This is a genomic window from Paenibacillus sp. RS8 (assembly GCF_041956825.1).
Taxonomy (GTDB): Bacteria; Bacillota; Bacilli; order Paenibacillales; family Paenibacillaceae; genus Paenibacillus_AQ.
The window spans coordinates 992,510-1,016,981 of the sequence record NZ_CP168131.1; the positions used below are offsets into that span (position 1 = coordinate 992,510).

Below are 24,472 nucleotides of genomic sequence, written 5' to 3' on the forward strand. Positions count from 1 at the left end.
CCTGCGACCTATAAAAGTCTGAGGCGAGATTTGGTATTGATACGGTTTACAAAATAGCGTCACCGTGTTTTACTACCCATTCATTAGCTTCCTGCAGCGCCTGCTCCGCGCGTTCGATTGCAGCCTTCACCTGAACGGTGGCTGTGCCGCCATAAACGTTACGGGCGTTAACTACAGCTTCCGGCTGAAGAACAGCATAGATATTCTCGTCGAAGAGTGGCGAGAATTGCTTGAACTCTTCCAGCGTCAGATCCAGCAGGAATTTGCCTTCGTTAATGCAGTAGAGCACTGTTTTTCCGATTACTTCATGTGCTTGGCGGAAAGGAAGACCTTTGCCGACCAAGAAGTCGGCGATATCCGTAGCATTCGAGAAGTCCGTGTTCACGGCTTCACGCATACGCCCCTTGTTCACCTTCATGGTGGAGATCATCGGCGCGAACAATTGCAGCGCACCAGTCAGCGTAGTAACCGTATCGAACATGCCTTCTTTGTCTTCCTGCATATCCTTGTTGTACGCTAGCGGCAATGATTTCAGTACGGTCAGCAAGCCAATCAGATTGCCGTAAACGCGGCCTGTTTTGCCCCGTACCAGTTCTGGTACGTCCGGGTTCTTCTTCTGAGGCATAATGCTGCTGCCTGTGCAGAAAGCGTCATCCAGTTCCACAAAGCTGAACTCCGTGCTGCTCCACAACACCAGTTCCTCGCTGAGTCTGGATAGGTGAGTCATTACAAGCGCAGCATTTGCTAAGAACTCGACGATGAAATCGCGGTCGCTGACAGCATCCAGACTGTTCTCGTACACACTGTCAAAGCCCAACTGTTCCGCTACAAAGTGGCGATCGATCGGGAAGGTTGTACCAGCAAGTGCGCCTGCTCCGAGTGGCAGCACGTTGATCCGTTTGTAGCTGTCCGTCAAACGCTCCGCATCGCGGCGGAACATGGAGACGTAAGCCAACAAGTGGTGAGCAAACAGGATCGGCTGTGCCCGCTGCAAATGCGTGTAACCAGGGATGATCGTCTCTACATTATCTTTGGCTTGTTCAATCAGAGCTTCCTGTAATTCATGCAGCAAGCTAACTAGCTCAACTACCCGGCCCCGTAGGTAAAGGTGCATATCCGTTGCCACCTGATCGTTACGGCTACGTCCAGTGTGCAGTTTACCACCGACCGGACCGATTTCCTCGATCAGATGTTTTTCAATATTCATATGGATGTCTTCATCCGCTACGGAGAAAACAACCTCTCCAGCGTTAACCTTGTCCAATACTTTGTTCAGACCTTGCTTAATCGTCTCCACATCTTCTTGTGGAAGGATTCCGCATTTGCCCAGCATTGTGACATGCGCCAGACTGCCTTGTACATCTTCTTTGGCCAAAGCCTTATCAAATCCAATGGAAGCCGTATATTCCTCCACCAGCTTGTTTGTTCCTTTAGTAAACCGTCCGCCCCAAAGCTTGCTCACCTGTAATTTCCTCCTCTTGGACGCCAGAGGGCCGCTCCTATCCTGACGGGAGGAACGGCCTTCGGGGTTGCCCGTTTAAGTTTATGTTATCGTTCTATTTCGAAGCTCCATTTACACCTGTAGAAACCTTAAGGCGCAATGCATTCAAGTGGATAAACCCAGTTGCATCCCCTTGATCATAAGCTTGTGTAGGATCAGCTTCCATCGTCGCAATTTCAGGGTTGTACAGGCTGACCGGGCTCTTCACTCCAGCGCCGATGATGTTGCCTTTGTACAATTTAAGACGAACAGTACCTGTTACATTTTGCTGGCTCTGTGTTACAAGAGCTTGCAGTGCAATACGCTCTGGAGCGAACCAGAAACCGTTATACACCAAAGTGCTGTAACGAGTGATCAGGCTGTCACGCAGGTTCATCACTTCACGGTCCATCGTGATGGACTCCATTTTGCGATGAGCGACGAACAGGATTGTTCCACCCGGAGTCTCATACACGCCGCGGCTCTTCATGCCGACAAAACGGTTCTCAACCATATCCACACGTCCGATACCGTGTTTACCGCCCAGCTCGTTCAATTTCTCCATCACTTGAAGTGGGTTTAAGGACTCACCATTCAGCGCTACGCAGTCTCCCTTAACGAAATCGAGTTCCAAATATTCTGCTTCATCCGGAGCATCCTCAGGAGCGTTGCTCAGCAGGAACATTCCTTTGTTCTCTGGTGCACTTGGATCGAACCAAGGATCTTCCAATACGCCGCTCTCATAGCTGATATGCAGCAGGTTACGGTCCATCGAATACGGCTTCGCCGCAGAGGCTTGTACCGGAATATCATTAGCTTCCGCATAAGCGATCATTTCCGCACGACCCGGGAATTGATTGCGGAACTCTTCCAGACGCCAAGGTGCGATCACCTTGATGTTCGGAGCCAATGCAGCTACACCAAGCTCGAAACGCACTTGGTCATTCCCTTTGCCTGTCGCGCCGTGCGCGATAGCCGTTGCACCTTCTGCGATGGCGATATCCACCATGCGCTTAGCGATCAGTGGACGAGCAATACTAGTTCCGAGCAAGTATTGACCTTCATAAAGCGCGCCGGATTGGAACATTGGGTAGATGAAATCGCTAGCGAATTCATCACGCAGGTCGTCGATGTATACTTTCGAAGCGCCAGTAGCGAGCGCTTTTTCTTCCAGACCGTCGAGCTCTTCCTTTTGGCCGATATCGGCAGTGAAGGCAATGATCTCCGCATCATAAGTTTCTTTAAGCCATTTCAAAATAACGGATGTATCTAGTCCGCCGGAATAAGCGAGTACAATTTTTTCTTTAGCCATGGTGTGGCAACTTCCTTTCGTGTGGGGGATATAAATTAAAATAACCGTGCTCTCGCTAGCACTTTAACGATTAATCGCAACTACGCTGAATGTTTGGACTTCCGGTCGCTGTTATCATCAGATTTTTTTTATTTCAAACCGCATTATGCGGATGAAATCTGATGATAAAGGCGAACGCTACGCTCCTACAGTTCCAAAAATTCCGCTCCATTACTCTATCGTCCAAAACCTAACTTCGCTCAACATTAATTCAATTTATATAGTGATTTATATTTTATATTATTTAAATTCCTTAACTCATCAGAGCAGCCATTAAAGCCTTTTGCGCATGCAGGCGGTTCTCCGCTTGATCAAAGATGACCGAGTTAGGGCCGTCAATCACGCCTGTGCTGACCTCTTCCTCACGGTGGGCCGGCAGGCAGTGCAGGAAGAGATAATCGCTCTTCGCACCTTTTACAAGCTCCTCATTAACCTGATAGTCCTTGAATGCCGCTTCACGCGCCTTTTGCTCCTCTTCGAAGCCCATACTCGCCCACACATCGGTGTAGATGACGTCAGCGTCTTGTACAGCTTCTTGCGGGCTGTGAGTAACCACAATCTTCGCTCCGGTTTCTTTAGCGATCTCACGGGCTTCTGCTACAACCGCTGCATCCGGCTCATAACCTTCCGGTCCGGCAATAGATACGTCCACACCCAGCTTAGCTCCGCCAATCATCAGAGAATGCGCCATATTGTTGCCATCGCCGATGTAAGCCAGCTTCAGGCCTTTAAGCTTTCCTTTGTGCTCATAAATCGTTTGGTAATCTGCCAGCACTTGGCAAGGATGTGCCAGGTCGCTCAGGCCGTTGATTACTGGAATAGAAGCATACCGAGCCAGATCCTCTACTTTGTCATGACCGAAGGTACGGATCATAATTCCGTCGAGGTAACGTGACATTACTTGTGCTGTATCGCCAACCGTTTCACCGCGTCCAAGCTGAATGTCATTTTTGCTCAAGAAAAGGGCATGCCCTCCCAGCTGATACATTCCAACTTCAAACGACACGCGCGTACGAGTAGAGGATTTTTCAAAAATAAGACCAATCGTCTTTCCCTTCAGCGGCTGAAATTCTTCGCCATTTTTCTGCTTCTTCTTCAGCTCAATCGCTGAATCAATCAGATACGTAATTTCTTCCGGGCTGTAATCGTTCAGCTCCAGTAAATCACGGCCTTTCAGTTGCTGTGCAATGGTGTGCTTGTTACTCTGTACGCCCTGACTCATGAGCTTACCTCCCCGTTTGCTTGTTTAGCATAAGTATGAATGAGTTCGGAGACGATGTCCACCGCTTGGTCGATCTCCTCTTTACTTACATATAGATTAGGCAGCAAGCGAAGGACATTAGGACCCGCTGTCACGAACAACAGGCCTTTCTTTTGTCCAGCCAAAACAATATCGCCCACTGGTGATTGACATTCAATCCCGATCAACAGACCTTTACCACGGATATCCTTCACAAAAGAACAGTCCGCCAGCTTCTCTTTCAAAAGACCTGTCAGGTACTTACCCATTTCTTCAGCGCGTTGTGGAAGCTCATCCTCCAGCATCGTTTCAATTGTCGCTGCCATAACCGCTGTTGCGAGTGGTGTTCCCCCGAAGGTGGACGCATGGCTGCCTGGTGAGAAAGCATCACGCAAATATCCTTTGCCAAGCATTAAACCCGCTGGGAACCCACTAGCAATCCCTTTAGCCAAAGTGAAAATATCTGGTTCAATTCCATAATGCTGATGAGCGAACAGCTTGCCTGTGCGTCCCATACCTGTCTGTACCTCATCTACAATCAGAAGCAATCCGTGTTTCTTACACAGTGCCACTACAGCGTTCAAGAACTCTGGTTCTACCTCTAGCACGCCACCCTCTGCAAGCACCATCTCCAGCATGATAGCAGCTGTATGATCACCGATAGCAGCCTCTAACGCAGGGAGATCATGCAAGGGTACAGTTTTGAAGCCTGCTGGAAGCGGCAGGAAGCCTTCTTTTACCTTTTGCTGACCTGTTGCTGTCAGTGTGGCTAGTGTACGTCCATGGAAGGATTGTTCAAATGTGATGACCTCATAACGGTCGACACCTTTTACCTTCTGGTGGTAACGACGAGCCAGCTTAATAGCAGCCTCATTAGCTTCTGCTCCACTATTACAGAAAAACACTTGATCAGCGCAGCTATTCTCCGTCAAAAGATTTGCAACTTTGTCCTGTCCAGGAATATGGAACAGGTTCGAGACATGCCAAAGCGTATCAATCTGATCCTTCAGCTTCGCACCGACTTTTTCAGGAGCATGACCTAGACTGGTCACAGCTAATCCACTTGTGAAATCAAGATACTTATTGCCCTTATCATCCCATACCCAGGTGCCTTTGCCTTTAACTAAGCTGAGATCATATCTGGCGTAAGAAGGGAATACCGCGCTAAGCTTGCCTGCTGCAACATCCGGTGTACCTGATCCTACTGTATCGGTCTGCTGTGCCCCTGCTTGCGAATCCAATTCAGCTTGTGTAAGCTTGCTCATTCTAAGTCACTCTCCCATCTTGTGCTCCTGTGTACCAGGCTGCACCTCTAAATGATATTCATCTATGATTCTACGAACGAATAATACGTGTGCCTATCGCTTCACCTTGTAGTACTCGGCTAAGCACCCGCGGTTCTTTTCCATCCACAATGATAACCTCTGAAACGCTGCCTTGAATGCAATCGATAGCTGCCCGCACTTTTGGGATCATGCCGCCGTAGATTTCTCCACTTTCAATTAAAGCTTCGATTTCCCGCACGGTCACGGATGGAAGCACAATTTTTTGACCCTCTACCGTACTCATAATGCCAGGCACATCTGTGACCACGATCATTTGGGGAGACTCTACATAAGAGGCGACTGCCCCTGCTGCTGTATCTGCGTTAATATTGTAGCGCTGACCTGCAGCATCTACACCGATAGGTGCAATGACAGGAATATAGCCCATCCCAACAATACCAGTTACGATCTCAGCTTTTACTTCCGTTACTTCTCCTACCCAACCTACTTCAGCGCTATTAGCTACGGGTCTAGCAGTAATCATATTTCCATCAATGCCGGATAGCCCTAGAGCTAGACCGCCACTTCCTTGAATTCGCCTTACAATCGCCTTGTTGATACTCCCTGCCAGCGTCATCTCTACGACATCTAGTACTGCCTCGGTGGTTACCCGCAGACCGTTCACGAAGCTGCTTTCAATGCCCAACTTTGCTAGATTCTCTGAAATGGCCGGCCCTCCGCCATGAACTATTACAGGCTGAATGCCTTCCTGCTGCAAATCTCGTAAATCTTCGAAAAAAGAATCAGGAAGAGCAGCCAGCGTACTGCCGCCGCATTTCATCACAAACAATCCACTACCATCTAATGCATCTATAAGTTCAAGCTCGCTATTTAGCGTCATATGTTCGGTATCCTTCCCTTGTGGGCTTAAGCCGCCACAAATTAGGTACGGTATGCAGCGTTAATACGCACATAATCGTAAGTTAAGTCACAGCCCCAAGCTGTAGCCTTTCCGGTTCCATCATGCAAATCTACAGTGATCAGCACCGTTTCACTTTTTTGCAAATACGCCAGAGCCTTCTCTTCATCAAAAGCAACCGGCTTCGAGTGCAGTAGCACCTCAATATCACCTAAAGAAATGTTAACGCGCTCCGGCGATACCGGAACACCCGCGCGTCCAACCGCTGCAATAATTCGTCCCCAGTTCGCATCCGCTCCAAAAATAGCAGATTTCACTAGACTAGAACCTACCACTGTCTTGGCAATCGCTGCAGCAGCTTCGTCATGAACAGCACCATTCACTTGAACCTCAATCAGGTGAGTCGCACCTTCTCCATCACGAGCAATCGCTTTGGCAAGCGTCTGGCAGACAAACGTAAATCCTGCAGCAAAAGCGTCCCAATCCGGATGCTGTTGAGTCAGCTTCTCATTCCCTGCAAGCCCACTCGCCATCGACACTAACATATCATTGGTACTAGTATCTCCATCGACTGTAATCATATTAAAAGTAACGTTCGTAGCAGAACGAAGCAAACTGTGTAAATCTTCCGCTGAAATATCAGCATCTGTAGTCATAAAACCGAGCATGGTAGCCATGTTAGGATGAATCATCCCGGAGCCCTTCGCGGCTCCAGCAATAATAACTTCTACACCGCCAACAAGCACCTTCACGGCAACCTCTTTTTTAACTAAATCAGTTGTAAGTATGGCCTGACAGAATTCCTCCGCTCCAGCAGCCCCACCATCCAGCTTTTCTGGTATTGCAGAAATACCGCTACGTACGCAGTCCATTTTCAGTAATTCACCAATAACTCCAGTTGAAGCGACAGCTACATCATTAACGTTCACGCCCAAATGCTGGGCCGCAGCAGCGCGCATCTCATAAGCATCGGCTTCACCTTGTTCACCAGTGCAGGCATTAGCATTTCCGCTGTTCACTACTACCGCCTGCAACGTTCCGTTCACAAGGCTTTCCCGCGTCACCTTCAGCGGAGCCGCCTGAAAAACATTCGTCGTATACACGGCAGCAGCTGTAGCTGGAACCTCACAAAGAATCACTCCGAGATCGTTGCGGTCCGTTTTTTTCAATCCACAGTGCAGTCCTCCGGACTTAAATCCTTTAGGTGAAGTAATGCTTCCACCTTCCAAGGTAGTAAATAATTCAATCTCGCTCATGTTATTTGTACCGCTGATCCTTATGGATACACAGGTGTGTAGCCGAGGCCAAGGGTTTCCTCCCATCCCATCATCAAATTAAGGTTCTGTATTGCCTGACCTGCCGCACCTTTTACAACGTTATCAATGACGGAGACTATAGTCACCCGCCCTGTACGAGCATCTGTCGCAAATCCGATATCACAATAATTAGAGCCGCTAACTTCTTTTGTTGCCGGAATCACACCTACATCGCGCACCCGCACATAAGGTCTGCCCGCATAATATTCACGATATAAATCCACAAAATCCTGCTCCGTATAATTGCCCTTCATTCCTGCATACATCGTACTCATAATGCCTCGGCTCATCGGCACGAGATGTGTGGAAAACGTAACGGTTACCTTTTCTCCAGCAATCTCCGTGAGTGTCTGCTCGATTTCCGGTATATGTTGATGTTTATTTAATTTATAAGTTTTTAAGTTCTCGTTTATCTCTGCATAATGCACCATCAGACTCGTTCCGCGTCCTGCTCCGGTAACCCCCGATTTCGCATCAATAATAATACTGTCATGCTTAATCCAGCCTGCCTGAATCGCAGGAATTAGTCCAAGAAGTGTAGCCGTAGGATAACAGCCTGGATTAGATATAAAATCAACCCCAGCCACACGCTCTCCGAACACCTCACAAAGTCCGTATACAGCCTGTTCTAGGTATTCATCAGCAGGAGCCGTATGTTTGTACCAGTGCTCATACTCTGCGCCATCCTTCAATCGGAAATCGCCGGATAGATCTACGACCTTAAGTCCAACTTCCAGCAGCTGCGGGACCAGCTTTGCACTTACACCCGACGGCGTAGCCGTAAAAACCACATCCGCCCGCTCAGCCATCTGCACCGGATCAACGCCATCCAGCCTTCGGTCAATAATGCCCGTCAAATGAGGAAACCCTTCCTCTATCGCATCCCCTGCACTAGATGAGGAAATTACCGAAGTAATCTCTACTTTAGGATGACTTTGTAGTAGCCGAATCAGCTCTACGCCTCCATAACCCGTTGATCCAACAATCGCCGCCCTCAGCTTGCCTTCCACTGTCATCCCCACTTCCTGCTTATCATGAATATATTATTTAGTATAATGCATACCGTCTTAGAAATATGTATTATTATACATCCCTATTAATATAAATACAACACAATATGTGAACTTTATTCATCCTAAATATAACCTCATTTAGAAAAAAAGAGAAGCGTCGCCTCCCCCGTAGGAGAGATTACGCTTCTCTTTTAAACCCTTCGCCTAACACTTCATGTGCTTCGGTAATAATAACAAATGCACTTGTATCTACGGATTGGACTATCGCTTTTAGCCTTGACACTTCATTCTGGCCTACCACTACCATTAGAACGGTACGTGCATCGCCAGTGTACCCGCCATGTGCGTCCAGCTTTGTCAGTCCACGATCCAGATCATTTAATATCGCCGCAGATATTTCATCTGTCTTGTCCGAGATAATATATGCAACCTTCGTATAGCGGAAGCCTACTTCTATCGCATTAATGGCCTTACCTGTCACAAACAATCCAATCAACGCATACAGCGCTTGCTCCATACCGAGAATAAACGCAGCCAGTACAATAACCGTCCCATCCAGCAACACAACGGAAACCGAGAAGCTGAGACCCGATATCTTTTGAATGATTTGCGCCAAAATCGTAAGACCACCTGTCGAGCCCCGTCCGCGGAACACAACGCCAAGGCCCACTCCTACACAGATACCGCCATAAATGGAGGCTAAAAGTGGATTAGTTGTAGGTGTAGGTAAATCTTTTGTCAACAAGATAAATAGCGGCAGCACAAAGCTCCCAAGCAAGGAGCGAACGCCGTATTGTTTACCAAGGAAGATTACTCCGAGCACAAACAACGGGATATTAAGTGCCCATTGCGTAAATGCCGGTTCAGCCCCAAACCAAGCTTCAGCCAATACAGAAAGACCCGATACACCGCCAGAAGCTATATGATTAGGCAGAAAAAAAAGATTAAAACCCAGTGCTGTGATTAGCGAACCGATCAAAATAAGCGTTGTATCCACCACATGACGGACGGGTCCATTCAGTGGAATCAGCGGGGGTTTATTACGAGAATTGATTTTTTGCATTTCATGGCGCTCCTTAAAGTGTCATCTTGCTCTACGTAAGAAGAAACGGGTACCCCATTCAGATCAAAGAATGGTATCCGTTTCCCCGAAAAATAAATATATAGATAAAGTATGGAGTAACTTTATACTCTCCTATATTCCCGAAAAAATCCCTTAGTCCGCCTCAACCTTGATCTGGCTACGCAAGTAGCCATCGATGAACGCATCCAGATCTCCGTCCATTACCGCACCCACATTACCCGTTTCTACGGAAGTACGGTGATCCTTGACCATGTTATATGGATGGAATACATAAGAACGGATCTGACTGCCCCAAGCGATATCGGATTGCTCACCGCGAATCTCATCCAATTGCTGCTGCTGTTCTTGCAGTTTGCGCTCATATAGTTTAGAACGTAGCATCTTCATTGCTTGTTCCCGGTTCTTGATCTGTGAACGTTCATTCTGGCAGGTTACCACCACACCCGAAGGTAAGTGAGTAATCCGTACCGCAGAGTCTGTGGTATTGATATGCTGACCACCGGCACCGCTCGCACGATACGTATCGATCTTAAGATCCTCGGTACGGATCTCAACTTCTACGTCATCCGTAATTTCCGGAACTACGTCACAGGATACAAAAGAGGTATGGCGTCTACCAGAAGAGTCAAACGGAGAAATCCGCACCAATCGATGTACACCCTTTTCAGCTTTCAGATATCCATATACATTGAAGCCTTTGATGAGCAGTGTGACACTCTTGATTCCTGCTTCATCACCCGGCAAATAATCCAAAACCTCAACCTTGAATCCACGTTTTTCAGCCCAACGGGTATACATCCGCAGCAGCATTTGTCCCCAGTCCTGGGATTCCGTACCGCCCGCACCCGGATGGAGCTCAAGGATTGCATTCAGCTTGTCATACGGCTGGTTAAGTAGCAATTGCAGCTCGAATTCATCCACTTTTCTGCCTAAGCTGCTGATTGTCTCCCCAATCTCTGCCGCAAGATCTTCATCGCCTTCTTCGTCCGCAAGCTCTGCCATCATCGCAGCATCGTCGTATTCTTGTTGCAGCTTCTCGTATTGATCCACGGAAGATTTCACAGCATTCATCTCGCCGATCACACTCTGTGCTTGCTCTGGATTATCCCAGAAGCCTGGAGCAGCCATTTTTTCTTCAAAGTTAGAAATCATCTCTTGCTTAAGATCTAAGTCAAAGAGACCCCCTAAGGTCAGTTAGTTTCTTGCCTATTTCACGCAGATCTTGCTTTACATTCGCTTCTATCATAGGTCACTTCACCTTTCAAAATAGGTTGTTACGGTCTTCGCTCTAATGGATAGTTAGTGCGTGAGTGAATGATTAGCCATTCCGAGAAGGATTGGACTTCCGATCGCTGTTATCCTCAGATTCCTTGATTAGATAACCGCACTTGCGGTTGGAATCTGAAGATAAAGGCGAGCGCTACGCTTCTCCAGTTCCAAACCTTCTCTCCATTCCTCATTCACTCGAATACTAAACATCCAAAAAAGCGACTGGGCCGTAAACGGGGGATACCCCCGGGCCCAGCCGCTCTTTATGGTTAGTATACCCATAGATATCAGGGATACAGACTTACATCTTACTCCTGATTATGAGTGCTACTGAACGTTTATCTTATGCGTTTTGACCGTGGCAATTCTTGTACTTCTTGCCGCTTCCGCAAGGGCAAAGATCGTTACGGCCAGTTACAGCCTCAACATGAACCGGACGTTTCTCAACAGGCTCTCCGTTTGTAGAGATCTTGTCTTCATCAATAACGGATTGACGTTCCTGATTCGCTTCGATGTGAGCCTTCATAATATAAGTAGCTACTTCTTCTTGAATCGTAGCAGTCATAGTATTAAACATCTCAAAACCTTCGAATTGATACTCGCGAAGTGGGTCCGTACCCCCGTAAGCACGCAAGTGAATCCCTTGACGCAATTGATCCATTGCATCAATATGATCCATCCATTTGCTATCTACGGAACGAAGCACGATTACCTTCTCGAATTCACGTACGAGTTCTGAACCCAGACGTTCTTCACGTGCAGCATATTTCTCAAGCACACGTTCGAAAATAAACTCGATGATCTCCTCTGCTTCCTTACCCCATAGAATATCACGGGTTAAAGCACCTTCTTCAAGCAGTTTGCTGTTTACGTAATCAGCAACTTCTTGCAGTTCCCAGTTCTCAGGAATATCATCGCTACAGTGTGCAAGAACGATACGCTCAATTACTGGTTTGATCATTTCAAGCACGATATCTTTAATATTATCAGACTCCAGAATCTCACGGCGTTGTTTATAAATAATTTCACGCTGCTGATTCATCACGTCATCATATTGCAATACGACTTTACGGATATCAAAGTTATTGCCTTCAACACGTTTCTGAGCAGATTCTACAGCACGTGTGATCATGCGGCTCTCAATCGGCTGATCTTCCTCAAATCCGAGACGATCCATCATAGTTAGAACGTTGTCAGCACCAAAACGCTTCATAAGCTCATCGCCAAGCGACAAGTAGAATTGCGTAGAACCAGGGTCACCTTGACGACCCGCACGACCGCGCAGCTGGTTATCAATCCGACGCGATTCATGACGTTCTGTACCAATAATATGCAGACCTCCAAGATCTGTCACACCTTCACCTAGAACGATGTCCGTACCACGTCCAGCCATGTTGGTAGCAATCGTAACTGTACCCGGTTGACCTGCATGTGTAATGATTTCCGCTTCTTCAGCGTGATGCTTCGCGTTAAGCACTTGGTGTCTAACACCTTTACGCTTCAGCATTTCAGATACGAGCTCTGAATTCTCGATTGACACTGTACCAACCAGTACAGGCTGGTTCTTTTTGTGACGCTCTACAATTTCTTCCACAACAGCTTTGAACTTACCGTTCTCACTCTTGTAGACAACATCCGGCATATCTACACGTTGATTCGGTTTGTTCGTAGGGACTTGAAGAACTTCAAGACCATAAATCTTCTTAAATTCCTCTTCCTCAGTCTTCGCTGTACCTGTCATACCGCCCAGTTTGCGATACATACGGAAGTAGTTCTGGAATGTGATCGTTGCAAGAGTCATACTTTCATTCTGTACTTCAATTTCTTCTTTCGCTTCAATCGCTTGGTGCAATCCATCGCTATAGCGACGTCCTGACATTAGACGTCCTGTAAATTCATCGACAATAACGACCTCACCCTCGTTTACAACGTAATCTACGTCACGACGCATAATTACGTTTGCTTTCAGGGCTTGGACGATATGGTGATTCAAGGTCACATGACTGTGATCATACAAGTTCTCAATACCAAAAGCGCGCTCAGCAGTAGCTACACCTTTTTCAGTCAAGGCTACAGACTTCACTTTAATATCAACTGTGTAGTCTTCCTCAGCTTTAAGCTTTTTCACGAAACGGTCTGCTGAAAAGTACAATTCTGTAGACTTCTCAGCTTGTCCGGAAATGATAAGAGGTGTACGTGCTTCATCAATAAGAATAGAGTCCACTTCATCAATAATACAGAAATACAGAGGGCGTTGAACCATTTGCTCTTTATAGAGCACCATGTTGTCACGCAAATAATCAAAACCAAATTCGTTGTTCGTGCCGTACGTAATATCGCAGGCATAAGCAGCTTGTTTATCAGCATGGTCCATACCGCTCAGGTTAACCCCAACCGTCATGCCCAGGAAGTTATAAATTTGTGCCATTTGTGCGCTATCGCGCTGAGCCAAATAGTCATTGACCGTTACTACGTGTACACCTTTACCTAGCAAAGCATTCAAATACACTGGCAATGTACCTACTAGTGTCTTACCTTCACCAGTCTTCATCTCGGAGATTCGGCCTTCATGCAGAGCCATACCACCAATCAGCTGCACATCAAAATGCCGCATACCAAGTGTCCGCTTGGAAGCTTCACGCACGGTTGCAAATGCCTCGGGAAGAATTTCTTCCAAAGTTTCGCCTTTTTCAATACGGGCACGGAATTCTGCTGTCTTAGCTTGTAACTGTTCATCAGACAGCTTTACAAATTCCGGTTCCAATCCATTAATTACATCGACTGTCTTCATGAGACGTTTAACGTCACGATCGTTGGTGTCTCCGAATATTTTCTTTACAAGTCCTAGCATGGTTAACCCCTTTCATGCAACACAGATGGTGGAACCGAGCCCATCCTCACAAAATTGAAAGGGCCATTTATAAATTCGATTCCGCTGCTTCATAAATTGTAACAGTTTGTAAGAGATGCCGCAATACAAGGTGTATCAGCCACATTTTTCAAATCTAGCCGCTTATACGCACAAGAGCCCTATTCGCTTGCAGCGAATAGGGGCTCGGTTTAAATTTCTTAGGTTCTGACTAACTGTCGAAGCCCTTTATACTTTGAGCATAACTGGCATCATTGGATCTTAGCCCTGTTCAATCAGTCCATATTTACCATCATCACGTTTGTAAACTACGCTTACTTCCGAGGTGTCGATATTGGAAAACACAAAGAAATTATGTCCTACCATATTCATTTGAAGAATCGCTTCTTCAACATCCATCGGCTTCATCGTAAAGCGCTTGTTCCGCACAACTTCTAAATCATCATAATCTTGTTCTTCTACAGCAACAGCGGTACTTGCTCCGTCCACAAACAGCGTCTTGAGTCCCTCTTGACGGAACTTACGATTGATCTTCGTTTTGTGTTTGCGAATTTGACGTTCCAGCTTGTCCACAACGGCATCTATGGAAGCATACATGTCATCGCTGCGATCTTCCGCACGAAGCGTCACGCCAGCAAGCGGAATGGTTACTTCCACCGTATGAAGGCCGCGAACTACGCCAAGCGTCACAGACCCTTCAGAGGTAGGGGGTGCTTCGAAATACTTCTCAAGTTTGCTGAGCTTCTTATCAACATACTCTCTCAAAGCGTCGGTCACGTCAATTTGTTGACCTCGAATGGTGAATTGCATGGCCACTCCTCCTTTAGTTACACCTTCATTATACCAAATTGTTAAGGCTAAGTAAAAAGTAATTCCTTACAGCCCTTACAATTAGATAACAATTATTGTCGTAGTGTTCACAAATAAAACAAGTCCGGCAAGAGCAACTATTCGCCTCACCGGACCAAGAGTAAACCTGTCGTTATTATAGTACGAATTCCATTCTTATATTCCCAAACTGAGACAGTATAAGATTAAGTTACTTGGTATGAATTTGAATGATTTCTACAGGTGACAATTGCGTACCTGATCCTGTAATAACGTATACCTTATAGGCAGTATTGGCTGTCAATCCAGTCAATGTATGCGTATGTTTTACACCAGGAGCGAACGTAAGCGTGTCCGTCCATGGAGCAGTCAATGCTGTACCAGTACTATTCTGGCCTAAAGAAATTTGTGTTGCACTAGGTGCTTTTTCATTAGCAGGCAATACTACATATCTTACTGGGGTTGGAGTGTCACCTGTCGCACCATATTTAATATATACATCTGCTGTAACTGTACCTACTTGTCCTGGCTCAAAAAGTGTAATCGAGTTTGTAGTTGCCTGAGCAGTAGTTAATCGAACGGTTGTCACAGTAGACAGATTGCCAGATGCATCCGCTGCTACGATATATGTTGCGTATTCTGTCCCAGGATTCAATCCGTAAACCGAGAATGTAACCGTTGTTTTGGCTACAGTTGCAACACTACCATGAATTCCGCTTGCAGTTCCATTGCTGATCTGTCCTTTTTCCACCTGTAATGCACTCGGTGCAGTTACGTTAGCAGTATAAGGAGCTACAACATAGTATACTGAGCCTGTTACAGAAGATGTCAGGTATACATCGGCTGTTACCGAACCAACGTTACCATAGGTTGCCCCACTTACGGTTGGTGTAGTGACAGTTCCGCCACCGTTATCGCCGCCAGATCCACCACCGCTGCCTCCTCCTGTACTACCCCCAGGGGTAGCTGTTGGCGTTGGGGTAGCTGTTGGTGTCGGAGTAGCTGTTGGCGTTGGGGTAGGAATTACTCCACCACCTGTACCGCTACCTGGGTAATAGATCACTGAAGTATTGATAATGCCTACAGCCTCTGCACGTGTTAACGATCTCTTAGGACCGAAGGTTCCGTCCGGATAACCGTTAATAATCTTCTTATCCGCTGCAGCGGCTACTGCACCTTTTGCCCATGCTGCAATTTGTGCATTGTCTTTAAATTTGCTAGTAGTGGTATTGGTGCTCAATTTAAGTAATTTTGCAGCCATTACAGCTGCCTCTTGTCTTGTGAGCGGACTATTAGGACGGAACGTATTGTCCTCATATCCTCCGATATAACCAGCTTCCACGGCTTTAGCCACTTCACTGTAGTTCCAGTTCGTACTTTTCATATCTTTAAAGCTTACTGTTGCTTTTGCTGTAAAACCAAACAAGCGATTTACCATAGTCACGTACTCTCCACGCGTAATCGCCTTATTAGGTTTCACCGTGCCGTCCGGATATCCTCCAAGGTAACCTCTATCTAACCATTCCTGTAGCTGACCTTGGGCCCAGTGACCTTGAATATCCTTAGGTACGGAGGCGGCAGATACGCTGCCAAGAGATCCTAATAACATACTAACTCCTAAAACTCCGGTCATAAGACCGCGCAACTTCTTTTTCATCCTGCTAATCATCCTCCTAAAAGTTTTGATAGCATAGGTTATATGAATCTTTTCTTAGATGTATTGACCTAGGCTAACATAGTGTGCGTCGAGGTAAGATAAACAGCTCAACGTACAACTATTACCCACATTTCGAAGAGTTCTAACATTTTCCATAATATGAATTTACAAAGCAAGCTATTTCCTAGCTTTTAACAGCCTTAATAGAGGTCTATAAGAGCACAAAATATCCCCACAAAGTGGAGCTTTACTTCGATGCATACTCAGGTACTTTGCGGGGGCCCCAAACACAAAAAAAGGACCTTGGGAGAGTTCCCAAGATCCTTGCTAGCGCTGTCTAAATTGCTAACCATCTACTTATATGTAGGTCGGCTTAGCCGTATGATTATAATTTGATTACGTTAGCTGCTTGTGGTCCGCGTGCACCTTCAACGATATCGAACTCTACGGATTGGCCTTCATCCAAAGTCTTGAAACCATCAGTTTGAATCGCGGAAAAGTGTACGAATACGTCGCCACCGTCTGCAGTTTCAATAAAACCATAACCTTTTTCTGCGTTAAACCATTTTACTTTACCTTCCATTGATTAAACATTCCCTTCGTCATCAGATGAACGTGAGTCTTGCTCACAAATCGACTATACCACCGCAACTTCTTTATTGTCAATTGGAAAAGTAAATGTTTACATGCAATAATTTACCACGTAAAATATGACATTTATCTCTCCTTAATTAAGAAATAGATTTGGTATAACGATAAAATAAAAAGCAGACGGTATTTAATACCCGTCTACTCCTATAGTGAAACACTGAAATCATTTATTTTCTACGATCCATTAGCAAGCTGTCTGGGGTGTAAGCGGCCTCGTATGCACTGCGCTGTACCTTGGCCTGATTACGCTTCTGCAGCCAGTCTTGGGCTTCCAAACGAAGAGCGTTCATTCTGTCTAAGATCACATTGTCATATCCCAAAATTCGATTAATTTCTTGCTTTTGTGCATGTGTCGGCTTACAAATTCCGGCTTGTTCTGCAATTGAGTCGACAAGCTCCTGACGATCCTCGACAAAAAGTTCTAACTCCTCATAGGTAGTTTCATCGAGTCTGTCCGTAATGTCCAAGGTTAGTTCCTTCAGGTGCTGAATTAACTCATCCATGAGCACTTTCAGCCTGTCCCTGGCCTGCAGCGATTTTGGATGCTTGGAGCCAAGTTTCCCGAAGTTCTGTAAGGTAGCCGATAGCCTCTTCCGCTTTTTCTGGGCTTTTGCGGATATTGGCTTCCACTAACAAGAAATTCGTATATTCATAAAGTGAATAAAGATTATTAGATACCTCATAGGAGTAGTCCAATGTACTCATTAATTCACTAATAATCGTTTGAGCTTTGCCAAAGTTAAGGCTGGTCTTCTCATAGTCCTGTTTGCTTAGTCCATCCATTGCTGTTCTCGCAAAACGAATGGCTCCATCATACAACATGATTACCAACTGCGCAGGAGTTGATGTTTGAACAGACGACTGACGGTATTTATCATATGGAGAAGTCATCATGTAATGTCACCTCTATCGGTTAATTTGCCATATAACTAGATAATGCAGAAGACTGAGAGTTATATTTATTCATAGCAGTTTCCATTGCCGTAAACTGTTTGTAGTAGTTTGTCTCCAGAGTAGTGAGACGAGTCTGAAGTGTTTTAATCCTAGTATTATAATCTGTCAATCGCTTGCCCATTAAGCTATCTGACTTAAAGGCAATGGTTAAATCTGACGAAAACTTTGATGTCCCTACCTTAGTAACAAATTTATCCAAGGTATTACCTACGGTGGTAGTTAATTTATCGAATACGCCATCAGATCCTGAACCACCTTGAAACAAAGTCATAATCTTTTGAGGATTATCTGCTAAGGCTTGCTTTAATTTCGCCTCATCAATATATAACTTCCCATTCTCATAATATTGACCTGCAGTTATACCGATCGAACTAAGTTCGCCCATCCTATTTGATAGTTCAAATCGCATAGAAGCAATAGTAGATTTCAGAATTTCATCGTTCCTCAACAATCCACTCTTAGCCTTTTTCTCCCATAGTTCAATATCATTATCCGTCATTTCTTTCTTTTGCTCGTCCGAAAGTGGTGTGAAATCCTTATATTTCTCTTCATCAACTTTACTGTTTAACACACTTAACAGTTCATTATAATCCTTCACAAAACTCGTAATAGTTTCCAAAGCTTTCGCCGAGTCTGTTTGCGTATTAATTGTAGTAGCTGCCCCATCCGTTTTAGACAACAGTGTAAAACTCACACCATTTATTTTGAAATTATTACTATCAAAACTCATTGGTGAACCATTTACAGTAATCTGTGCCTTCTCTGGAGGAATTGTAACCTTGAAAGCAGGATCACTTGATCCAAATAAGGTCAATAAACTGTTTGTACCTGTGAGATCAACCTTACCTTCATCCCCATAGGTTTTTGAAGCCAAGGAAAACTTACCTGTAACCTCATCATATTTAGCCGTTACATTAGCTTTACTATCTGAGTTTATTTTCGCAATTACCCCTGATATACTCAATTCCTTATCAAAATTAATGCTACTACCATTGATAACAATATTATATGTTTGTGTTGTAGAGGCAGAATCCGCAATCGCAGATAGCTTAGTTGCAGACGAAGGTATTGATCCATCTTTTTTAGGAACTACTGTCTCCCAAGACCTCGGTTTTGCTAATTCAGTAATCTCCATTTTCATAGGTATACCGTTAGCATCGGCTGTTGCTTCGGCCTTCAATGCTGTCGTATTCCCCGTTACAACTGCAGTCTGGGTATTTAATGCCGTCGACTTGTCATAATTCTTTAACTTAGAATTTTGAAAATCTACAAGCTTACTATTGATCTCACGATAGTTGTCCCGTTGCCATTGAAGTATCTGCTTTTGTTGATTTAATTTATCTAATGGTACACGCTTAGCAGTTATCATCTGCTTTACGAGAGCGTCCACATCTAGACCAGAAACCATCCCACTGATCCGAGTCACCATAGTATCATCTCCTATCTATATTTTTTCGTCAATCATAATACCGGCAATTTCAATCATGTTTGCCACGAGGTCTAGTGTCTTCTCAGGAGGGATTTCTCTAATTAACTCCCCAGTTTCCTTATTGAGTACTTTTACCATAATGGCTTTGGTCTCTTTATGTACGCTAACTTCAAATGTAGTCGTTGGCCCCTGTAAGGCTTTTAGCGCCCGATCTAGCGCTTTAACAACCTGTTCCTCTCCCATAGAAACCGCTATACCTTCTCGTTCCAACTTCTTTAATTCAACATTGCTGCGTAGTTGTCCTAACTTGATAGTTTCTTCTTTTTGTTCATTCATAGGAGTAACAGATGGTGTCCCCCCCGTTTCCATCAATTTTTTAGTATAACTTACAGAATTCGAAAGACGAACATCCATACTGGAACCCCCCACGTTAACTTTTCATTTATATTATATCTATCGGTTTTTCTATACATTTGATTAATACGAGAGGTAAAATTATCCTTAGGTTTACTACAGTGAAGAACGGAACAATGTCCGAACCTTATCATTAAGTAAGCAAATACAATGACGACTAAAAAACAAAAAAATTCATACCAACCTATTGTATCCTCTCGTAAAGTAATCACTTTGTTGGTAACTAGAAGTACAGTTACCATTAGGATTTAAACCTGTGAAGAGAAGTAGTAGATAAGCAACTCCTTACACTTAAAAGTATTTTCTCAATTAATCGACATACATTAATGGGTCTGATCCTCCATAAGAGTGTCCACCATATTCTGACTAGCATCCTCTACTTTCGTTCGAAACTTGCCTTAATTGGCTAAATAACCTTACAGTGAGTTAATTATCTTATTAATTGTAGCTTCGTCAAGTGTCATGCAATTGAAGAATACAAGATGCCACTGTTCTCCGCATCTATCACATACATTCATTACATCTCAAGACCGCCTAATTAGACCCACCCTCATACTCCCACCAACAAAAATCCCTCATTAGGCTATCCCCAATCCCAAGTAGACTCCTTTCTAGGTTGAAATCCGCTATTGCCTCACCATCCTTTTGTCAGAAACAAAAATAAGGCCTCCCCGAGAGAAACCCTAAATGTTGACTAACAAAATACGTCTTTTCGATAAATATGATTTATGATTTCAATTTCCTTTAGTTCTGCTAAAAAAAGAGACCCTAGATAGTCTAGGATCTCCTTGTAACTCTATAAGATTAACGAAGCAATTGAAGTACACCTTGTGGTTGTTGGTTAGCTTGAGCCAACATAGCTTGTGCAGCTTGAGCAAGGATGTTGTTCTTCGTTTGGTTCATCATTTCTTTAGCCATATCCACATCACGAACACGGGATTCAGCTGCAGTCAAGTTCTCGGAAGAAGCACCCAAGTTGTTGATCGTATGCTCCAAACGGTTTTGGAACGCACCCAGTTTAGAGCGTTCGCCAGAAACTTGTTTCATAGCTTCGTCTAAGACTTTAAGCGCATCGTTTGAACCTGATTGCGTCAACAAACTAACATCTTTTACCAACTTGTTATTAGCTTTATCACCAAGCGTGTTAGAGCTAACTTCATTAACGTCAATTGTCATGCTTTGGTCTTTATTTGCACCGATTTGAAGTGTTGCTCCACCGCCAGCAACTGTGATAGTTGCTGAATCAGTAGCTGTTGTAGCATTAGCAATAAATTCAGCTCCATGGAAACCTACTGATTGGCCTATACCTGTTACCTGCTCAGATGCTCCATTTGGACCAACTACTGTAGCAACTGCATCTACACCAGCTGCCACAGTTCCTCCGAAGTCAGCAGCATCAGCTCCACCTACTGTAATATTTGAAATAGATCCAAATTCTGTTTGATCAAGCTTAACAAAGTTTGTACTTACAGTCGCCTGCACACCAGTTTTATCTTTGTATTCATTAATTTTATTTACAACATCTTGTGTAGTTGCAGCTGTCATACCTGAAAAATCAATTTTTGTGCCATTAATAACTAGCTCTTTACCAGAAACATCTACACCACCACTAAGATCAAGAGTACCAGCGGCTGCACTTGCTTTAGTAGCAACTGTATCAACAGTTACAGTATAATTGCCTTTTGCTAAACCAGTAGCAGATGTAATGTCAACTTTAGTCTTATCAGTGGAAGTTCCTGTAACACCTAAGCTACCATTTAAAAGTTTTTGAGTGTTGAACTCTGTTGTTTCGGAAATACGGTTAATTTCGGATTTCAACTGTTCAACTTCTTTTTGGATTTCTTTTCTGTCATCTAGTGTGTTTGTATCATTACCAGATTGTACTGCAAGTTCACGCATACGTTGAAGAATGCTGTGAGTTTCGTTCAAAGCGCCTTCAGCAGTTTGAATCAAAGAAATACCGTCTTGCGAGTTACGGGATGCTTGATCCAAACCACGGATTTGACCACGCATTTTTTCGGAGATAGCCAAACCAGCAGCATCGTCACCTGCACGGTTGATGCGAAGACCTGAAGACAATTTTTCGATATTTTTACTAGTTGCTGCAGTATTTGCACCCAATTGACGGTGTGTGTTCAAAGCTGCGATATTGTGGTTAATAATCATTTGATATTTCCTCCCTGAAATTAAGTTAGTTCCACATCCATGTGGTAAACGCCGAACCATTAAGGTCGGCCGCCCTGCCGGCTCAGCGTCTAATACATATATCGACTGTACGCACCCAACTGTTTAGAGTAATTCGAAGTTTTTTTAAAATTTCTTGGGTAAATTCTCCAAAATAAAATAAAAAACCCGAGTCTGCGTTCAAACAGTCCCAGGTTCTGGAATAGATACGTGCTATATGTCAATCATTCATTCATTCTTATTTACATTACGAAGCCGATGGATCAATGCATTCAGATCAGTCTGCTGTGGACCAACTGACTCACGATTGGTCTCCTGAATTGAAAGGTAAACCTCTTTACGAAAAATATCAACATGCTTAGGTGCAGTGATACCAACCTTTACCGTGTCGCCATCTACGCTTAAGATCGTCAGTTCTATCTGATCTTGGATGACGATGGACTCTCCTTTTTTGCGGGAAAGCACGAGCATATCATCCACCATCCTTTCCATCGATAACTGACTGTTCCTGCAGCAAGGAATGCTTAGTATGGTAAGGTGCTTTATGAAGAACGATCTGTTTAGCTAAACGAGCTGTAGGATTCAATACAATAGGAGCTAGAAGATTAATCGTCGAATGTTCAGTTTGTTCCTTCAGAGTGATAACACAACGAACGACAATCCCATCTTTTATACTTAATTCTTCAGCTTCATCATCCGGCAACTCAAACTCATAGGACGGATAAAAAACAAATGGATCTCCTAACAGAAAGGATAGACCCATGCTTCTAACAGATTGGAGATACCAAAAAGGTGTTTGCTCCATCGCGATCAAAGCAAAGTCGATTTCTTCATCAAAGCCAGGTAGTCCTTTGGGAAAATGGTATACTTGCTCTTCATCTACTTCCAATGTACCCCAAGATAGTGTTTCTATAATCAAGTAATTCACTCCTCAAAAGTTTTGCAGCGCAAAACTAGCTTCTTAAGAAATCCTATTACATAATATATAGCACAAAAGCTATAGAGGCGCTTTCTGGCACATCTATAGCTTAAGAAGCTACAATTGAACATTCAATTCTGGTGGAATAAACTGAACAGAAGCGTATTGCTGCATATATATATTTAACTTTCCACGGGTATACTCAATTTCAGGATTACGCCGATCAACCTGAATATCAACCTTTGAGGCACTAAATTCGATTTGTGGGGCTCTCGTCTCAAAGTGAATCTCCACATTAGCATACGATGCTGGACCACGTGTCTCCGGAAAGGATTGTGGTTCAGTGTCTGATCCGTATACTTCTGCAATCGTATTGCCAGGTTTAAAAAACTGAGCCATCCGATTCCCTTGCTCAACCTTTCGGGCAATTCCCTGAAGGTATAACTGTTGAATGCCAGAATAAATCCGTTTGTTCATATCCAGCATCCTTCCACCGTTATAAGCCTCCCAAGCACGGGATTGATCAATAGTAAGCTCCGGTCTAGTAGATTGAACCGTTAATTCACCTGCAGTAGTCTTTATTTTAACCTCAGCTTTAGGCTGAGTGATCGAGTAAGTGCCCGGATCAGCATCAATACCAATCACAGCAGGCGTCTGACGGATTTGCAATATCGGTTGTAGCAACGAGAACCACCTCTATTATCTGATAAAGTCTACGAGAGTTGTGGAAATAATCTTTGCACCCACAGACAAGGATGCATTATAGATATTCTCTTGAATCTTAGAGTTCATAATCAAACCCTCATAGTCGGCATCTTCAGTCTTAGCCTGTAAATCCGTTAAGTTAATATTCAAATCACTAAGCCGATCCTGCATTAATTCCACACGGTTGGTTTTGGCCCCTATTTCAGAGCGCGCCGTCAGAATTTTTTCCATCCTTGTATCAATTAAACCAAGTTGTGCCGATATTCCTTTGGAATCACCGGATTTCAAGGCAACTGATAATTGATTAATGATTGCAAACAAATTGTCTGCATCCCCAGTATTACCGAATACGTCATTACCTGTCGTACTAATAGGCATACGCACGTCTTCACCTACGATAAACTGAATCTGCCCTGTATCCGTAGTAATCGGCTTAGATACATCGTATGTACCATCCGCACCTTTAGCAAAATCATAAGGCTTCGTATTGTATTGCTCACCATTAAAAATATACTTTCCGTTCAGTGTACTGTTAGAAATATCCACCAGCTGTTCTTTCAGCTGCATAACCTCTGCATTGATACTATCTAGAGCAGACTGTGGATTACTACCTGTCGCAGCCTGTACGGACAGTTCACGAATCTTCTGTACAACATCTCCGGCCTGCCCTAGAACTGTATCATTATAATCTAGCCATGAAAGAGCGCTATCTACATTCTTAGTATATTGCTCGTTAGATGAAAGCTCCGCACGATAACGCAGAGAATACGTAATTCCTACCGGATCATCGGAAGGCTTATTGATTTTGCGACCACTTGAAAGCTGTAGCTGTGTGTCGTTCATCGTACGAGCATTACGGTTTAGGTTAAGCAGAAGCTGTGAATTCATCATGTTAGAGGTTACTCTCAACATACGCTATATCTCC

General features: G+C 44.4%; 22 protein-coding genes. All 22 read right to left on the reverse strand.

Annotation, left to right across the window (positions count from 1 at the left end; genetic code table 11):
- Window positions 1-46: 46 nt before the first annotated feature.
- Window positions 47-1,462, reverse strand: a complete 1,416-nt coding sequence (gene argH, locus ACDZ28_RS05765; RefSeq protein ID WP_339288347.1) for an argininosuccinate lyase — start codon at window positions 1,460-1,462, stop codon at window positions 47-49.
- A gap of 94 nt (window positions 1,463-1,556) precedes the next feature.
- Window positions 1,557-2,792 carry an argininosuccinate synthase gene (locus tag ACDZ28_RS05770; RefSeq protein WP_042192353.1) on the reverse strand — a complete coding sequence of 412 codons (1,236 nt, stop codon included), beginning with the start codon at window positions 2,790-2,792 and terminating at the stop codon, window positions 1,557-1,559.
- Window positions 2,793-3,084: 292 nt separating this feature from the next.
- Entirely contained in the window at window positions 3,085-4,053 is a 969-nt protein-coding gene (gene argF / locus ACDZ28_RS05775) for an ornithine carbamoyltransferase (RefSeq protein ID WP_042192355.1), read from the reverse strand.
- Entirely contained in the window at window positions 4,050-5,336 is a 1,287-nt protein-coding gene (locus tag ACDZ28_RS05780; protein ID WP_375104192.1) for an acetylornithine transaminase, read from the reverse strand. Before ACDZ28_RS05780 ends, argF begins: the two co-directional genes overlap by 4 nt.
- A gap of 70 nt (window positions 5,337-5,406) precedes the next feature.
- Entirely contained in the window at window positions 5,407-6,237 is an 831-nt protein-coding gene (argB, locus tag ACDZ28_RS05785; RefSeq protein ID WP_375104193.1) for an acetylglutamate kinase, read from the reverse strand.
- 41 nt (window positions 6,238-6,278) lie between these two features.
- Window positions 6,279-7,511 carry a bifunctional ornithine acetyltransferase/N-acetylglutamate synthase gene (argJ, locus tag ACDZ28_RS05790; protein ID WP_375104194.1) on the reverse strand — a complete coding sequence of 411 codons (1,233 nt, stop codon included), beginning with the start codon at window positions 7,509-7,511 and terminating at the stop codon, window positions 6,279-6,281.
- Between the two features lie 20 nt (window positions 7,512-7,531).
- Window positions 7,532-8,587 (reverse strand): N-acetyl-gamma-glutamyl-phosphate reductase, encoded by a 1,056-nt coding sequence (gene argC, locus ACDZ28_RS05795; RefSeq protein WP_375104195.1) that lies wholly within the window; start codon window positions 8,585-8,587, stop codon window positions 7,532-7,534.
- 175 nt (window positions 8,588-8,762) lie between these two features.
- The gene (locus ACDZ28_RS05800) at window positions 8,763-9,647 is read right to left on the reverse strand and encodes a YitT family protein (RefSeq protein WP_042131326.1); all 885 of its coding nucleotides are present in this window, start codon (window positions 9,645-9,647) and stop codon (window positions 8,763-8,765) included.
- Between the two features lie 153 nt (window positions 9,648-9,800).
- A protein-coding gene (prfB, locus tag ACDZ28_RS05805) for a peptide chain release factor 2 (RefSeq protein WP_139328511.1) occupies window positions 9,801-10,914 on the reverse strand; the annotation gives its coding sequence in 2 pieces (ribosomal slippage) (window positions 9,801-10,841 and window positions 10,843-10,914; 1,113 coding nt in all).
- 366 nt (window positions 10,915-11,280) lie between these two features.
- Window positions 11,281-13,788, reverse strand: a complete 2,508-nt coding sequence (gene secA / locus ACDZ28_RS05810) for a preprotein translocase subunit SecA (RefSeq protein ID WP_042131327.1) — start codon at window positions 13,786-13,788, stop codon at window positions 11,281-11,283.
- 279 nt (window positions 13,789-14,067) lie between these two features.
- Entirely contained in the window at window positions 14,068-14,616 is a 549-nt protein-coding gene (gene hpf, locus ACDZ28_RS05815) for a ribosome hibernation-promoting factor, HPF/YfiA family (protein ID WP_042131328.1), read from the reverse strand.
- Window positions 14,617-14,845: 229 nt separating this feature from the next.
- Window positions 14,846-16,291, reverse strand: coding sequence for an S-layer homology domain-containing protein (locus tag ACDZ28_RS05820; RefSeq protein WP_375104196.1), 1,446 nt, complete (start codon window positions 16,289-16,291; stop codon window positions 14,846-14,848).
- 385 nt (window positions 16,292-16,676) lie between these two features.
- Window positions 16,677-16,874, reverse strand: a complete 198-nt coding sequence (locus ACDZ28_RS05825; RefSeq protein WP_019915069.1) for a cold shock domain-containing protein — start codon at window positions 16,872-16,874, stop codon at window positions 16,677-16,679.
- Window positions 16,875-17,109: 235 nt separating this feature from the next.
- Window positions 17,110-17,445: a hypothetical protein gene (locus tag ACDZ28_RS05830; protein WP_375104197.1), complete on the reverse strand. Its 336-nt coding sequence runs from the start codon at window positions 17,443-17,445 to the stop codon at window positions 17,110-17,112.
- Complete coding sequence (gene fliS / locus ACDZ28_RS05835; protein WP_042131330.1) at window positions 17,438-17,836, reverse strand: flagellar export chaperone FliS; 399 nt, start codon at window positions 17,834-17,836, stop codon at window positions 17,438-17,440. Before fliS ends, ACDZ28_RS05830 begins: the two co-directional genes overlap by 8 nt.
- A 19-nt stretch (window positions 17,837-17,855) precedes the next feature.
- Entirely contained in the window at window positions 17,856-19,325 is a 1,470-nt protein-coding gene (gene fliD / locus ACDZ28_RS05840) for a flagellar filament capping protein FliD (protein WP_375104198.1), read from the reverse strand.
- A 15-nt stretch (window positions 19,326-19,340) separates the two neighbouring features.
- Window positions 19,341-19,739: a flagellar protein FlaG gene (locus ACDZ28_RS05845; RefSeq protein WP_375104199.1), complete on the reverse strand. Its 399-nt coding sequence runs from the start codon at window positions 19,737-19,739 to the stop codon at window positions 19,341-19,343.
- 804 nt (window positions 19,740-20,543) lie between these two features.
- Window positions 20,544-21,905 (reverse strand): flagellin, encoded by a 1,362-nt coding sequence (locus tag ACDZ28_RS05850; protein WP_042131332.1) that lies wholly within the window; start codon window positions 21,903-21,905, stop codon window positions 20,544-20,546.
- A 246-nt stretch (window positions 21,906-22,151) separates the two neighbouring features.
- Complete coding sequence (gene csrA, locus ACDZ28_RS05855) at window positions 22,152-22,394, reverse strand: carbon storage regulator CsrA (RefSeq protein WP_042131333.1); 243 nt, start codon at window positions 22,392-22,394, stop codon at window positions 22,152-22,154.
- 1 nt (window position 22,395) lies between these two features.
- Entirely contained in the window at window positions 22,396-22,842 is a 447-nt protein-coding gene (gene fliW, locus ACDZ28_RS05860) for a flagellar assembly protein FliW (RefSeq protein WP_042131335.1), read from the reverse strand.
- A gap of 117 nt (window positions 22,843-22,959) precedes the next feature.
- Window positions 22,960-23,526: a DUF6470 family protein gene (locus ACDZ28_RS05865; protein WP_042131336.1), complete on the reverse strand. Its 567-nt coding sequence runs from the start codon at window positions 23,524-23,526 to the stop codon at window positions 22,960-22,962.
- Between the two features lie 15 nt (window positions 23,527-23,541).
- Complete coding sequence (flgL, locus tag ACDZ28_RS05870) at window positions 23,542-24,459, reverse strand: flagellar hook-associated protein FlgL (RefSeq protein ID WP_042131337.1); 918 nt, start codon at window positions 24,457-24,459, stop codon at window positions 23,542-23,544.
- Between the last annotated feature and the right edge of the window lie 13 nt (window positions 24,460-24,472).

Bases quoted from the DNA above. Each gene is read 5' to 3' on its own strand.
- ACDZ28_RS05770 (WP_042192353.1), bottom strand. From the start codon at position 2,792: ATGGCTAAAGAAAAAATTGTACTCGCTTATTCCGGCGGACTAGATACA.
- argF (WP_042192355.1), bottom strand. From the start codon at position 4,053: ATGAGTCAGGGCGTACAGAGTAACAAGCACACCATTGCACAGCAACTG.
- ACDZ28_RS05780 (WP_375104192.1), bottom strand. From the start codon at position 5,336: ATGAGCAAGCTTACACAAGCTGAATTGGATTCGCAAGCAGGGGCACAG.
- argB (WP_375104193.1), bottom strand. From the start codon at position 6,237: ATGACGCTAAATAGCGAGCTTGAACTTATAGATGCATTAGATGGTAGT.
- argJ (WP_375104194.1), bottom strand. From the start codon at position 7,511: ATGAGCGAGATTGAATTATTTACTACCTTGGAAGGTGGAAGCATTACT.
- argC (WP_375104195.1), bottom strand. From the start codon at position 8,587: ATGACAGTGGAAGGCAAGCTGAGGGCGGCGATTGTTGGATCAACGGGT.
- ACDZ28_RS05800 (WP_042131326.1), bottom strand. From the start codon at position 9,647: ATGCAAAAAATCAATTCTCGTAATAAACCCCCGCTGATTCCACTGAAT.
- secA (WP_042131327.1), bottom strand. From the start codon at position 13,788: ATGCTAGGACTTGTAAAGAAAATATTCGGAGACACCAACGATCGTGAC.
- hpf (WP_042131328.1), bottom strand. From the start codon at position 14,616: ATGCAATTCACCATTCGAGGTCAACAAATTGACGTGACCGACGCTTTG.
- ACDZ28_RS05820 (WP_375104196.1), bottom strand. From the start codon at position 16,291: ATGAAAAAGAAGTTGCGCGGTCTTATGACCGGAGTTTTAGGAGTTAGT.
- ACDZ28_RS05825 (WP_019915069.1), bottom strand. From the start codon at position 16,874: ATGGAAGGTAAAGTAAAATGGTTTAACGCAGAAAAAGGTTATGGTTTT.
- ACDZ28_RS05830 (WP_375104197.1), bottom strand. From the start codon at position 17,445: ATGGATGAGTTAATTCAGCACCTGAAGGAACTAACCTTGGACATTACG.
- fliS (WP_042131330.1), bottom strand. From the start codon at position 17,836: ATGATGACTTCTCCATATGATAAATACCGTCAGTCGTCTGTTCAAACA.
- fliD (WP_375104198.1), bottom strand. From the start codon at position 19,325: ATGGTGACTCGGATCAGTGGGATGGTTTCTGGTCTAGATGTGGACGCT.
- ACDZ28_RS05845 (WP_375104199.1), bottom strand. From the start codon at position 19,739: ATGGATGTTCGTCTTTCGAATTCTGTAAGTTATACTAAAAAATTGATG.
- ACDZ28_RS05850 (WP_042131332.1), bottom strand. From the start codon at position 21,905: ATGATTATTAACCACAATATCGCAGCTTTGAACACACACCGTCAATTG.
- csrA (WP_042131333.1), bottom strand. From the start codon at position 22,394: ATGCTCGTGCTTTCCCGCAAAAAAGGAGAGTCCATCGTCATCCAAGAT.
- flgL (WP_042131337.1), bottom strand. From the start codon at position 24,459: ATGTTGAGAGTAACCTCTAACATGATGAATTCACAGCTTCTGCTTAAC.